Origin of the sequence: Chitinophaga ginsengisoli (assembly GCF_003014595.1) — a bacterium.
GTDB lineage: Bacteria > Bacteroidota > Bacteroidia > Chitinophagales > Chitinophagaceae > Chitinophaga > Chitinophaga ginsengisoli.
In genome coordinates, this window is record NZ_PYGK01000024.1 from 43,021 (window position 1) to 56,480 (window position 13,460).

At 45.6% G+C, this 13,460-nt stretch carries 13 protein-coding genes; 6 read left to right on the forward strand and 7 right to left on the reverse strand.

All coding sequences use genetic code 11. The features are described 5' to 3' along the window. The first annotated feature begins 12 nt into the window (after positions 1–12). The 5 genes from CLV42_RS32230 to CLV42_RS32250 all read left to right on the forward strand — a co-directional run bounded on the left by CLV42_RS32230 (position 13) and on the right by CLV42_RS32250 (position 4,116). Positions 13–501 carry a response regulator gene (locus CLV42_RS32230; RefSeq protein WP_170117727.1) on the forward strand — a complete coding sequence of 163 codons (489 nt, stop codon included), beginning with the start codon at positions 13–15 and terminating at the stop codon, positions 499–501. Positions 502–591: 90 nt separating this feature from the next. Continuing rightward, positions 592–1,767 carry a glycosyltransferase family 4 protein gene (locus CLV42_RS32235; RefSeq protein WP_106606070.1) on the forward strand — a complete coding sequence of 392 codons (1,176 nt, stop codon included), beginning with the start codon at positions 592–594 and terminating at the stop codon, positions 1,765–1,767. A gap of 77 nt (positions 1,768–1,844) precedes the next feature. Then, on the forward strand, positions 1,845–2,048 hold the full coding sequence (locus tag CLV42_RS32240; protein WP_106606071.1) for a hypothetical protein: 204 nt from the start codon (positions 1,845–1,847) through the stop codon (positions 2,046–2,048). Between the two features lie 328 nt (positions 2,049–2,376). Beyond that, positions 2,377–3,735: a sigma-54-dependent transcriptional regulator gene (locus CLV42_RS32245; RefSeq protein WP_106606072.1), complete on the forward strand. Its 1,359-nt coding sequence runs from the start codon at positions 2,377–2,379 to the stop codon at positions 3,733–3,735. A gap of 102 nt (positions 3,736–3,837) precedes the next feature. Continuing rightward, complete coding sequence (locus CLV42_RS32250) at positions 3,838–4,116, forward strand: hypothetical protein (protein ID WP_146154543.1); 279 nt, start codon at positions 3,838–3,840, stop codon at positions 4,114–4,116. A gap of 71 nt (positions 4,117–4,187) precedes the next feature. On the opposite strand, the gene CLV42_RS32255 is transcribed toward CLV42_RS32250, so the two are convergent. The 5 genes from CLV42_RS32255 to CLV42_RS32275 form a co-directional block, all read right to left on the reverse strand. Continuing rightward, positions 4,188–4,649, reverse strand: a complete 462-nt coding sequence (locus tag CLV42_RS32255; RefSeq protein WP_106606074.1) for a PA2169 family four-helix-bundle protein — start codon at positions 4,647–4,649, stop codon at positions 4,188–4,190. Between the two features lie 161 nt (positions 4,650–4,810). Then, a complete protein-coding gene (locus CLV42_RS32260; protein WP_170117728.1) occupies positions 4,811–5,242 on the reverse strand; it encodes a nuclear transport factor 2 family protein in 432 nt (143 codons plus the stop codon). A gap of 55 nt (positions 5,243–5,297) precedes the next feature. Beyond that, positions 5,298–6,170, reverse strand: a complete 873-nt coding sequence (locus tag CLV42_RS32265) for a class I SAM-dependent methyltransferase (RefSeq protein ID WP_106606075.1) — start codon at positions 6,168–6,170, stop codon at positions 5,298–5,300. 114 nt (positions 6,171–6,284) lie between these two features. Next, positions 6,285–6,551 carry a hypothetical protein gene (locus CLV42_RS32270; RefSeq protein ID WP_106606076.1) on the reverse strand — a complete coding sequence of 89 codons (267 nt, stop codon included), beginning with the start codon at positions 6,549–6,551 and terminating at the stop codon, positions 6,285–6,287. Positions 6,552–6,633: 82 nt separating this feature from the next. After that, positions 6,634–7,137, reverse strand: a complete 504-nt coding sequence (locus CLV42_RS32275; RefSeq protein ID WP_106606077.1) for a DUF4251 domain-containing protein — start codon at positions 7,135–7,137, stop codon at positions 6,634–6,636. A 152-nt stretch (positions 7,138–7,289) separates the two neighbouring features. On the opposite strand from CLV42_RS32275, the gene CLV42_RS32280 reads away from it, so the two are divergent. Next, positions 7,290–8,624, forward strand: a complete 1,335-nt coding sequence (locus CLV42_RS32280) for a sensor histidine kinase (RefSeq protein WP_106606078.1) — start codon at positions 7,290–7,292, stop codon at positions 8,622–8,624. 245 nt (positions 8,625–8,869) lie between these two features. Here CLV42_RS32280 and CLV42_RS32285 read toward each other — a convergent pair whose 3' ends face one another. Together CLV42_RS32285 and CLV42_RS32290 are read right to left on the reverse strand one after the other, a co-directional pair. After that, entirely contained in the window at positions 8,870–10,294 is a 1,425-nt protein-coding gene (locus CLV42_RS32285; protein ID WP_106606079.1) for a SusD/RagB family nutrient-binding outer membrane lipoprotein, read from the reverse strand. 12 nt (positions 10,295–10,306) lie between these two features. Then, entirely contained in the window at positions 10,307–13,435 is a 3,129-nt protein-coding gene (locus CLV42_RS32290) for a SusC/RagA family TonB-linked outer membrane protein (RefSeq protein WP_106606080.1), read from the reverse strand. Between the last annotated feature and the right edge of the window lie 25 nt (positions 13,436–13,460).

Here is a 13,460-nt window from a genome sequence, read left to right on the forward strand (position 1 = left end):
AACAATGAAACAATGGCTAACAAATTCGACAGTAAGATATATGTGGTAGATGACGATCCGTTCTGTCTCGCCACATACGATAAGCACCTCAGGGCACAGGGATATGAAAATGTGACTTGCTTCTTATCGGGTACAGACTTTCTGTTGCAACTGTCAGATGAGCCCGACATTGTGCTATTAGACCATGACCTGGGAGATATGACCGGACTGGATTTATTAAAGGATATCAAACGATTCAATTCCGACATCTTCGTGATCTTCGCCAGTTCCCGTCAGCAACCGGAAATCGCAACAGAATCACTCAAGAACGGCGCTTTTGACTACATTATTAAAGACGACAGTGTATTGGAACATATAACAGCTACGCTCAATAAATTATTCGTAGTACAGGATTATCTGAAGAAAAAACGCAGAAACAACAGGTTCTTCTTTTTCGTAGGATTGATACTGGCGTCCTGTTCATTGTTCAGCTATCTGTACGACGTTTTGAGATCTTCATAACCTACGCTTGCCTGCTAGACCTACAACAGTTAAAGAAGTGTTCTGTTTATCCCTATACCTTTTATCACCACAACTTTAACAACGCATATCATGAAAAAGATCATAGCAGTACATCTGCAAAACGACAGGAGCGGTCACACACTGGTATTTCGCCAGTCACTGGAAACCTTGATAGAAAAGGGTTTGGATGTACATCTCATAACAAACCGTACAGGTGAGATGCCTGGGCTCCTTACAGGCGTCCCGGGTATACAATACCACTACATAAATTATTCTGAACGGGGGAACAAATGGCGTTTATTCTTCAGCTTCCTGCTGGCGCAGTGGCTGATCTTCTGGAAAGTATTGAGTTTGTATGAAGCGGAAGCGAAAGTGTATATCAATACTTTACTGCCTTTTGGAGCTGCATGGGCCGGCAGGCTGAAGAACGCGCCGATCACCTATCACATTCATGAAACGGCGGTGCCGCTACCTTTCCTTCGTGCAATGCTGTGCGAATCTGCAAAGAGACTGGCTACGCAGGTGGTGTTCGGCTCCCGCTACTTACAGTCACAGATGACATTCCCGAAAGCGGAGAAACACGTCATACACAGTTGCCTGCCGCAATCATTCGTACAGGAAGCAGTATTGCATTCCAATCACGGTTCCCGTAAAACAGTATTGATGGTGGCGCCACTGGACGAAGAAAGCGGACTGCGTGAACTACTTGAATTAGCTACACTCATGCCAGCCACAAAGTTTGAACTGGTGATCAACGCCCATAAGAAAGATATTGACGTATACTTTGAACACTGCCAGATGCCCGACAACCTCATGGTATACGGGACACAGCTGAACCTCCATCCTTTTTACCAGCGTGCAGCTGTGGTACTGAACCTCTCTCATGTGGAGCACCATAAGGATACATTCGACATCAGTATCCTGCAGGCAATGAGTTACGGCAGACCGGTGATCGTACCACTGAGCGGAGGAGCAAACGAACTGGTGGCGCACGGATGGAATGGCTATCGCATCAGCGGCCATTATATCGACAAAGTTCGCAAACACGTAGAACAACTGTTCCAGAACAAGCCATTATACGCTGATATGAGCTGCGCTGCACAACTGGTAGCCTCTCAGTTTAAATCAGAATTTTTCAAACAGCAGGTGGGAGATATCTTCTTAGATGGCAATTATTTTACCCCTACCAAAAAGAAAGAACAACTGGCAGAAGTACTGCTCTACCCCGCTGCTTTACAGGAATATATTGACAATTCAAGAAATTAATATGGATATGGTGCCGATGTAGACTGAGACTAGTTCAGGAGTTATTATTCAGGATACCAGTAGACGTTTTGTGTTGTTTGTGGACGTTCATCCCGGCCCCGGTGCAGGAGCAAACCGTGAAGCAGAGGGGCCAGGCGATGACTCAGAAGAAATTGAAAGTGATTACGGATGTGGATGTTTTGCTTGCCAGCTTGAGAATGCGTCATCCCGGCCCCGGTGAAAATGAAAAAGTGTCGCAGAGGGGCCAGGCGATGATAACAGAAAAGAAAAAAGATCTTTAAAATATTGTGTTGAGTATGTGGACTGTCATCCCGGCCCCTCGTGTTGTTGCTGTCAGTGAGTGTTGGAGGGGCCAGGCGATGATCGTGCATTGAAGTTATTAGAGTGTGATCCCTTACCGACTTTGAGAGTGCTTTATCAGGGCCCCGATGCAAATGGAATTGTGAGGCAGAGGGGCCTGATGAAGAAACCAACACAATAAAACTTGTTTTTTTGCTTGCCTACATAATCCCTACCAGGGCCTCCGGCGCGTACACTTTCGGAAAGTGTAGCAAAGGAGGCCTTTTTTGATGATGGGAAATTTTCCTAAATTAACAGAAAATTCCATGAATGCTCGATTTTAAGATTTTTATTGTAGAGGATGATAAGTGGTACGGAGGATTATTACAGCATTACCTTAGTCAAAACCCCGACTACGAAATAACCTTGATCGGCTCAGGCAAAGAATGCCTGGCACAGTTGCACCGGAAACCAGATCTTGTGACCATCGACTTTGGGCTTCCTGATATGAACGGGGAAGAATTGTACAAGAAAATTAAACAAGCCCAGCCAAACCTGCCTGTTATCATTATAAGTGCACAGGAAAGGATCACAACAGCGGTGGACCTGCTGAAAATGGGTGCGGAAGATTACCTGGTGAAAGATGATAATACGCAGCAGCTGCTGTGGAAAGCCATCATTCGCTTACGGGAAAAAATGTCCCTGAAAAATGAGATCTCCGAGCTCAAAGCTGAACTCAAAACCAGGTATGACTATTCCCGGTCTATTATAGGCAATAGTCCTGCCCTCCAAACCGTTTTTAAGTTAATAGATAAAGCCGCAGGTTCACTGATCAATGTGTCTGTATCGGGAGAGACCGGTACAGGTAAGGAATTAGTGGCACGGGCGGTGCATTATAATTCCGCCAGAAGTGGTCATCCTTTTGTACCGGTCAATATGGCCGCTATTCCGAAAGAATTGGTCGAGAGTGAATTATTCGGTTACGAGAAGGGCGCTTTCACCGGTGCAATGAATAAAAAGACCGGCCGTTTTGAAGAAGCCAATGGCGGTACTCTTTTCCTGGATGAGATCGGGGAAATGGACCTGAATATTCAAAGCAAACTGCTGCGCGTATTGCAGGAGAAGGAACTGACCCGCCTTGGAGGTACCAGTAAGATCAAACTGGACTTCAGACTGGTAGTGGCCACGCATAAGAACCTGGCAGAGGAAGTTAAAAAAGGGAATTTCCGCGAAGACCTTTATTATCGTATTGTCGGACTTCCCATTACCCTCCCGCCCCTGCGTGAGCGCAAGGAAGATATCCTGCTGCTGACGCAGCATTTTCTGACTGGTTATTGTAAAGAAAATAAAGTACCGGAAATAAAAGTGTCTCCCAGTGCAAGGGAAAAACTACTGACTTACAGCTATCCCGGAAACGTGCGTGAACTTAAATCAGTAGTAGAACTGGCAGCCGTAATGTCAGAAAATAATCTCATAGAACCCGAAGATATTACCTTCCTCTCTGGTAATAATCACGATGTGGATACGGTATTGAATACGGAACTGACCTTAAGAGAATATACAAGGCTCATCATCCGCAATTACCTGAAAAGGTACGATGATAATGTGCTCTTAGTTGCGGAGAAACTGGATATTGGCAAATCCACTATTTATAAAATGTTACAGACAGGTGAAATAGAGGGCGCCTGACGATACTATCAACCCATTATGCGACCGGAACACCAATTGTATACTTATACGTACTTGTACAAGATAAGTAATACCAGCACGGCTTTCATTCAAAAAATGATCATGCTTTTCATCTCTTCACTGGATGAATATATTATCGACCTGGCTACACTGCAAGAGCAGAAAAATCTTTCCGAGCTTAAAAAAGTGGTTCATAAAATGAAGCCCAGTGTGATGAACCTGGAGGTGAAAGGAGCAGCAGAGATTATTAAGTCACTTAATAGTACTGCTTCCTGGAATAATGACACCGATCGTCGTGTCAGTCAGTTACGTGAAATATTTGCAGCGATCAAACCGATGATGGAAAAAGATCTTGCCCTGCTGGATACTAAAGAGTTATAAAAGTAAGAGGCTGCTTCGGTATATTGAGCAGCCTCTTGCAATTTTTTAATCCCGTCTTACTGATGCTTTACTTATCTGCCTTTATTGGCATCGCGCAGTGCCTTGATCTGATCATGAGACGCTCTCAGCGTAGTCTGTTGTTCAGTGATCATTTCACGCAGATAAGCAGGTAGATCTTCATCTTCCAGTGCTGTTCTGTATGCACGCTGTGCAGCATCTTCACCAGCTTCACAATTAGCAAGTACCGTATGACGGTCATGGCCTGTAAACACCGCCTTTACATCCATCCATGCGCGATAGATCTTTCCACTTGTAGTCGTAGAGCTATCCATATCACCGCCCAGCACATTTACTTCTGTACCCAATGCAAGGCGGATCTCATGGCTTTCGCTGATCATGGAAGAAAACAATGCTTTCAGATCTGAGTCTTCAGCTCTTAATTCCCTCAACGCCTTTTCATATCCTTCTATACGGTCATTATTGATCTGGATCAGATCATTCAGTACCTCAATAGTTTCAACTGTAGCTTGCATAAAATATGTTTTATTGGTTAACAGATAAGGCTGTTATTGCCTCTGTATTACGCAATAATTCTAACAAAATTATGCCACAGGAAATTGTCTCCTCACAAGCGCTGTGTCCCGTAGAAGTTGGAGTAATGTTCTCATCACTATGGGTAAATTAAAGGACGACCTCAGGCGGGCACTTTTACTGCCTGCCTGGCCAGCAGTTTCCACTGATTGCCTTCTTTACTCCACACGAGTAATACATACAGCTTCACATGCCCCACCACTCCGTTGTCATTGGTGTCTGCAACAAGTGTATGCCTTACAATAGCAGTATTACCACTGATAGTGATTGTCTGATCAGAGAGATCGATGGAAGTAAAATCAGATTTACCACTTACTATATTGGACACAAAAGTGGTCTTGTCTTCTATTTTACCACCGGAGTGTCCATAAGATAATTTTTCGTCGGATATTTTTTCCAGTGCGGCCTTATCTGCATCCACCATAGCCTTTCTCAATATTTCCACCTGCGAAGCGACGGTTTTTTCTTCTTTAGATTGTGCAAAGGAAACTGTTGACATCATGCAAAGTGCTAGTAGTATGGAGTAAATTTTCATATGGATCAGTTATATAATAAAAATATAGAATAGCGATTAAAAAGTATCGGCTTTATTATCTTTTTACCGCAAATGCAACACGGTAGAATTCATATCCCTTTTCACTACGCTCGGGGAGATAATGGTTGCGGTATTCCCCCGCGCTGTAATCTTCCAGCAGGTCCATATCGAAACTGTCGAGGTAACGTCTGGTCAGGAACGGCTCCAGTCCGAAGGTCCAGTGTTCTTCGATCTGCTTCAGGTCTTCCAGCAGTTTTTCACCTCCGAAAAAGGCGGCAGGATACCTGATGATCTTCTCATCTACATAGGTAAAGATCACATAACTGCCACGGGCAAACTGTTGCATGAATGCAAAAGTAGCGGCAACAGCATCTGCGGTGAGATAATTCGTGACACCCTCCCATATAAAAACAGTGGCTTGTGTCTTATCTATCTGTTGTTCAGCGGCCAGTTGATCAAGACTGCGTTCATTAAAGTCGGTCTGAATGTAGCGTACATTCTCGGGTAATCTTCCCAGACTTCTCTTTACCCGCTCCTGTTTTAACCTGGCGGTATCGGGATGATCTATTTCAATCACGGGCAATGCACGCAGGAAGCCAAGTCGCAGGGCACGGGTATCATATCCTGCTCCTAATATGATCACCTGTTTAACGCCGTTACGCACAGCCTGTTGCAACAGTTCATCAATATAGCGGGTACGTGCCACACCTGACGACAGCGCTCCCGGAATTCTTTTCCGGATAATGCCATAGACCAGGTTCCTGATAAAAGGGATAACAGATAATTGGGTAACGAATTTAAATCCTGCAGTAAGAAAAGAAACAGCATATGGGTCAGTAAACAGTCTTTTTCCGGATGGACGGTTCGTTTCCAGTGCCCGGAACAGCGCCATATATTGGGCCGTACGACTGGCGGTATTTGCTTTCATAACGGGTGGACTTGCGGTTTTTCTAAAGATAATAAAAAAAACTGCGGATAAAACTATCATTGATAGTATTATCCGCAGTCGGTAAAATGTTTCTCGTAATAAGGGTGCTATCCGTTAACTTAAAGAATACTCATGATTCTTCATGAATGTTACAAACGCCTCCTGTGTCCATTGTTTATAATCCTCCAGGTGAATGCCCAGTTTCTCATCGCGCTGTATCTCCTTGATCTCCCGGCTGTCCCAATATCCTTTGGCCAAAGACTGCACATTGACAGCTGTATCCTGTACCTGCACACCATATTCTTCCGGGTAGCTTTTGTAGTTCCCTATTGCCAACTCCTGGATTGCATGCTTAACGCCTTCTCTACTGTTCTTTGACATAGTTAAAATTTTTGGTTCGGTTGGTATAAAACAAGAACTATTCCTCTATGCCAGAATCGGAGAACGTTAGCGGAACTTTAACTTATTTTTTAGTTTTCTTTTCGGTGATATAGCCGTTGAACATAATAGGTTGCCTGTTGTTGCTGATTACCTGCAATGAAGCATAGCCGCTCTCGGAAATACTGAAGGACATTAATCTTGTGTCCTGGGTATCATGCGGTTTGATCACAATATCCCATCCCCCTTTTTTCCTCTCTGTCTGTGTATAATCAAACTTTGTCGAAGTAAACTGAATGCCTCCCTTGGTCGGATCCATTGGCGCGTTGTAAGCACGCCCGAAATAAGGCAGATAGGTAATGATGGTATCAGGAGAAATTCTCACGTCATAATCGGACGTCAGCTGCCTGTTAGCCGTTGGGCTGGTAGGTAGGACCGTTTGGGCCTTAAAAACATAATTACGGGCTGTGACCAGCTTTTCGATGGCCAGTTCTTTATTCTCCTGTTTCTTTTGTGCATATAATTCATTGGAAAACAACGCTATGAGTAATGTTATTACTGCTATACCCTTACATTGTACATTTCTCATAAAAAAGTAGTTTATTGTAGAAGATGCTAAGATCATTCCATATTTTGTTATATAAAAGTTATAACATGTATGTGTTATAAATATTCGCTTTTAAACTATGAACTTTGCGTAACTTATCTATTATCAGCATTTAGACTATTAAAGCCAGGCATTTGTATAAAATTGTACGTAAACTAGCCAACGTATGGGAAGAACTGGTAGGAAACCCTGCATCATTCTCACTTGAGAATAGGGCTTTTAATTCCATAAGCGTCGTGACAATGGCATTGCTCATTGTATTGCTGCCCTTTAATATGTGGCTGGGCCTCACGGCTGTATGGGTGATGGTAGCCACTTTGCTGGTATTACAGGTTTTCTTTTTCTATCTTTCCCGTTACAGGCGTATTTACTATGCTAGTATGCTGGCTTACGTGATGGTGAGTTATATCACCCTGACCGCTACTTTCTACCTCAATTCCGGTAGCCACGGTCCTGCCCTGCTGCTGTTTTTCCTGACGTTTAACCTGCTGATCGCATTCAGTCCCCGTAGCAGGCATTGGCTCTGGGCCTTATTGCATTTACTGATCCCGGTAATCCTGCTTACGAAAGAATACTTTGATCCTGCATGGATAGAAGATAGTTATAAGGACGCCTCCAACAGGTATATTGACATTCTTTCCAGTTATATTGTCACACTGACATGTATCTATCTGATAACCAACTACCTGAGAAAGAACTACGAAAGAGAAAAACATACTGCAGAAGAACGTGCGAACAAAATAGATACCCAGAATATCAATCTTGAACAGCTGAACCAGAAAAAGGATAAACTGTTTTCCATCATTGCTCATGATCTTCAGAGTCCCCTCAATTCCATCATTACTACCCTGCACCTTATTGCAGAATATGACCTGGAGGAAGAGGAAAAGAAAATGCTGGGCGATGAACTCCTGACCCTCACCAAGAATACCTCCAACTTACTGACCAACCTGCTGACATGGTCAAAACTGCAGATGGATGGGAAAGGCGTCAGATTGTCATCAGAAAATGTGCACGAAGCCGTAGAAAGAGTGCTGTCCATCCAGCGGATGCTGGCAGATAAAAAGTCGGTCAACATCATTTCTCACGTAGATCCTGCCATCCACATCACTGCTGATCATAACATGCTGGAACTGGTAATCCGCAACCTGATCAATAACGCTATCAAGTTCACTCCCACCGGTGGCCAGGTAAGCATCGGTCTGCAAATGAATAAAGATACCTGCAATCTCACGATAGCTGACAACGGGATTGGTATTGATCCCAGTCAGCAGGAAGAACTCTTCTCTCTTAAAACCCAATCCACTTTCGGTACGAACAATGAAAAAGGCATCGGTTTAGGCCTTGTACTCTGCAAAGAACTGCTGGCTCTACAGCAGGGAGAATTGTGGTTTGACAGCGTACCGGGTAAAGGAACTACTTTTTACGCCAGTTTTCCGCTTAGCCGGGTAAATAGCAACGGTAATTAACCACTCTCACAATGCACCAGGCTGACCCTATCAGGCATATCGTCCCGTATTGGTCAGGGACAAACCTCGTTCTGACATCGTCTTAACAATGAATCACCTATGTTCATCTTACGTTCATCCTACGTTCAAAGACGTAGGATGAACGTAAGATGAACATAGGTGATTCATTGTTTGTACCTGATTAATACGAAGTTACACACTTATCAAGTACAATATTGAAGTAAAACAGCATAATCCTGATCTGTTTACTTATCCCACCACAGATGATCTGCCAGTGAGCCAACTGCTGGTACGTTTTCCGCATTCCGGCTGGTTTCGGATGTAGGATACCCGACTCTCCTGACAAAAGTATTCAGCAAGGCATTCCTGGGTAAGTTGAAATCCTTGTATTTGTAATCAAAGCGGCGGGCGTCTGTCCATGTCTCAGGCTGCAGGAAGGTAGCCACATATTTTTCCTTGAAGATCAGATCTTTGGTAAAGGCCGCTACACCTACTGCTACTACCGGATTGGTCAGATAAGCCTGTTTCCTGGCAGCGGCAACCCCAACCTTATCCATATTGGCGGCAATACCATCCAGGTATGCCTGATAAGATCTGGCCTTATCTGAGCCAAAAGAGGCTTCTGCTTCGATGAATTTCATCTCGGCATAGGTCAACATCAACAAGGGTGCTCCGCCCCGGGAATAGTACCCATTTGGCGATAAAGCGCAGGCAGAGTTGTCTGTACCGGAACCGGTACGTCCAACACCGTTGGCAGTACCCCTGTAATCCCCGAAACGGGTAGTATCTGTAATCAGGGGAAGGCGGGGATCAAACACCCCGTAGGTGGTTCCATTGAGGGCATTTACGAAGTTGGCGCTCAGCCATCCATCCAGGGTACCACTGGCGTTATTCTTGGCCACACCATTCCAAAGGCTCAAACTTTCAAAACGGGTTACCTGTGCGTCATCAGCATTACTTGCGTAAGCGTTCCCCAACGCTGCCAGGATGGCTGCCGGATCGTAATTCGCCTGTTTGCTCATCCGGTTCAGCAAACGGGCCTTCAGGGCATACGCCGTTTTCACCCAGGCGGCTTTGTTACCACCATGTATCAGGTCATTGCTGGCATCAAGCGTCACCTGCGGATCGGGGAGATTCAGTGCCGCTACTCCCTGGTCTATGAGGGACAAACAACTATCATAGATAGCTTTCGCTGAGTCATATCCTGGTTTCAGATTCTCTCCTTCACTCCATGCTTCACGGTAGGGTGCATCACCGAAAAGATCTGTCAGCATGCTCATATTGAATGCCTCCAGGATGTCGGCTACTCCCAGATGTTCATATGCCTTACGTTGCAGTGCCAGTTTCTTCATCTGGCGGATATCTGTGACATTCAGGTAAATATATCTCCAGGTGGTGCTCCTGTCTACATCATCATAGATGTCTGAACCACTACCGGTATTCGGAGATGCCAGTTGTTGTACATAGTAGGACGTGATATTTCCTGCGGAAAAAACATTCACCGCCGACTTATACGTCACTCCTGCCAGCAGGCCGTTAATCGGTGGATGTTCTGTCAGATTAGGATTGGTCTGGTTTACATCCAGGTATCCTTTCTTACAGGTTGCCAGCGAGAACAGGAGTCCTGCAGCCAGTGCCAGGGTATATATTTTATGATGTGTGCTTTTCATTGATAGGCTGTTTTAGAATTGAAGGTTTACGCTGAAAAGGAAACTGCGTGTAGCCGGATAAGTGAATCCGGAGAAGGCATCCGATGCGTTATTCCCTGCAGAAGAGGAACTTGTTTCAGGATCGAAGCCGGTGTACTTTGTATGCAGCCAGAGATTATTCCCGGTGAATGATACAGTAGCTCCACTGATCGTTTTTGTACCACTCAGCCATTGCGCTGGTAATGTATACGACAATGATGCAGACCGCAATCTCACCCAGGAGGCATCTTCAATAAAGTTCTCACTCGCCCCCCTGTAGTAGTTCCTGTAAAAACCAGCGCCATAATCTACCCCATCCGGACCTTTGGCCTGACCCAGGTAAACAGGTTTGGTATTCGGTGTTCCGTCGGCATGTACACCGCTGAAAACGATCGTCTGATCACGGTTCTCCGTCCGTTTGGACTCGCCAAAAGCAGCCAGGAAGTTGGAGAGCTGGTTGTATTTGTAATTGCCATGACGCACATCCAGCAGCAATGACAACGACAGCTGTTTATATCGTAAGGTCTGCGTGGTACTACCAATCCATTTAGGTAAACTATTACCCAGGTAACGCTGGTTGGAGGCATCATCCAGCACAGGGAAACCGTTAGCACCGATCAGCAGGGGCAGATCTTTACGAACCGTGATCTTATCATCCACTTCATTACCGTAATAGCGTTTGTAAGTTCTGCCGTACAGAGCACCGTAAGATTTACCTGGCACCAGTTTGGTAGTAACACTGGAACTGAGGTAACCATACTGCGTGGAGATAACGATCTGTCCCAGGTTGTCATTCAGCTTCTCGACCCTGTTCCTGTTCGTTGAAAAGTTCACCCGGAAATCCCAGCTGAAATCCTTTGTGCGAACAGGCATGGCAGACAATGTTACCTCCAGCCCTTTGTTATTGATCTCACCGGCATTGACATAAGCCTTGTCAAAACCTGTGGTAGGAGAAACATCTACAGGTACCAGCAGGTCTTTACTCTTCTGCTGATAGGCGGTGACTTCCAATCCCAGCCTGTTTTCCAGGAATCGTAACTCCGCGCCTGCTTCCAGTGTCTGGGTGAATTCAGGGCGAAGATTGGGATTGCCTAAAGTCCTGCTCTGGTAGAAAGGAATGGTTGATCCCAGGGGCAGCCCTGTTTCGAACCCATTGGTGATCGCGTAAGCGTCACCATCCTTACCGATCTTTGCATAAGACAGTTTTGCCTTGCCATAGCTCCACCATTCGGGCAGTTTGAACTGATCGCTGAAGATGTAGGCAAGACTCACGGAAGGATAAAAGTAGCTGCGGTTACTCCTGGATAAAGTGGTGGTCAGGTCATTCCTGCCAGTCAGTTCCAGAAACAGGTAGTTATTCAGTCCCAGGGTCAGGTCAGCAAAGTAGCCATAGTTCCTGTAGTCCATGATGTAAGAATCAGCCGTTACACGTTTGGCATTCCCCAAGAGGAAAAGATCTGGTACCACCAGTGTGTCTCCCATCACACTGTTCCTTCTTACCCGTTGATCACGGAGGTCATGGCCCAGCTTCAGGTCGATAGAGTATTTTTTATTGAAAGTATGCGTGATGTTTGCCAGCAAGGTAGATGTCAGGTTACGGCTGCGCAGATTATACTCATAAATGAAGCCGTATTCATTGTCGTCCAGATTCGGTGCTTCCCCTACGAGTCCCATTGGACCCGGCGCCTGATGCGTTCTGCCATCTGTATAGAAATCATTACCGATACGGTAAGAGAAGTTCAGCCATTGCGTGGGCTTATAGGTGACGAAAGTACTGGCGATAGTACGGTTCACATTATCCCTGAACTTGTTGGTTGACAAGGTATAGATAGGATTGTTCGTACCACTGCTGTAGGTCTGTTGTGTACCATCAGGTTTCACGTAGTCTTTCATATTCCAGCGGGGCGACCAGTAAATGATCTGCTCACCATAACGGTCTGAATTTATCCGGTTACCGCCAGAGTTGATATAGTTGAGTGAAGCCCCTGCACTGATCTTATCGCTGATCTTAAACTGCGCATTCAGGCGTGCATTATAGCTGGTATAATCACTGAAAGGGATTACACCATCCTGGTTGAAGTACGACATAGATCCCATCAGCTGCGCTCTTTCAGAACCACCGGTCAGGTTCACCGTATGACGTGTTTGCGTACCGGTTTCAAAGGCCTGTTTATAATTGTTATATAGCTGTGCCGGGTGAGTGTTATCCAGCTTTCTGGCCTCTTCCACAGTAGGACCAAACGTAGGCCAGAAACTGGTAGGATCGTATACGCCCAGGTATCCCTGCGAGAACCGGGATTGTACATCCGGGGTCTTGTTCACCTTATCGAGTCCATACATACCGCTGTAACTCACCTGCAGCTTACCGGCCTTGCCGGATTTAGTAGTAATAAGAATGGCGCCATTCGCTGCGCGGATACCATATAGCGCTGTCGCAGCTCCGCCTCTGAGAACGGATACACTTTCAATGTCATCAGGATTGATATCACTGGCACGGTTACTCATGCCCCTGGTTTCAGAACTACCGGTAGTATAAGTACTGTTGTCTATTTCCACACCGTCTACAATAAACAAAGGCTGACTATTCCTGTCGCTCGCTATGGAATTAATCCCCCTGATAATGATACGGGAACCCTGGCCGGGGCCACCGCCGGCACTGGAGATCTGTACACCGACTACCTTACCCTGCAGCGCGTTCACTACGTTCGGCTGATGGTTGACGTTCAGGTCTTTGCTTTCCACCTGTTGAATAGTGTAACCCAGTGCACGTTTTTCCTTCTTTACGCCAAAAGCAGTCACCACTACCTCGCTCAGGTCTTTCTGAGAGGACTGCATGGTCACGTTGAGCGTTTCGCCATTTCCGACAACCAGTTGTTGGGTGGCATATCCCACGTAAGAGAAGATCAAGGTGGCATTGTCGCCGGTGAGAGTGATGGCATATTCACCGCTTGCGCCTGTAAAGACATGGTTTTGTGTGCCTTTTTCCAGTACGGCCACTCTTTCAAGTGCCTGCCTGTTATCTCCGGCAACTACCTGTCCGCGCACAAGCCTCCCTTTCTGGGCAAATGCGGCAGAACAGAGGGCCAATAGCATGACCAGTGTCAGCCCTGTAGAAATTTTCATAAGCTGTAAGTTTAGAATAAGTGAT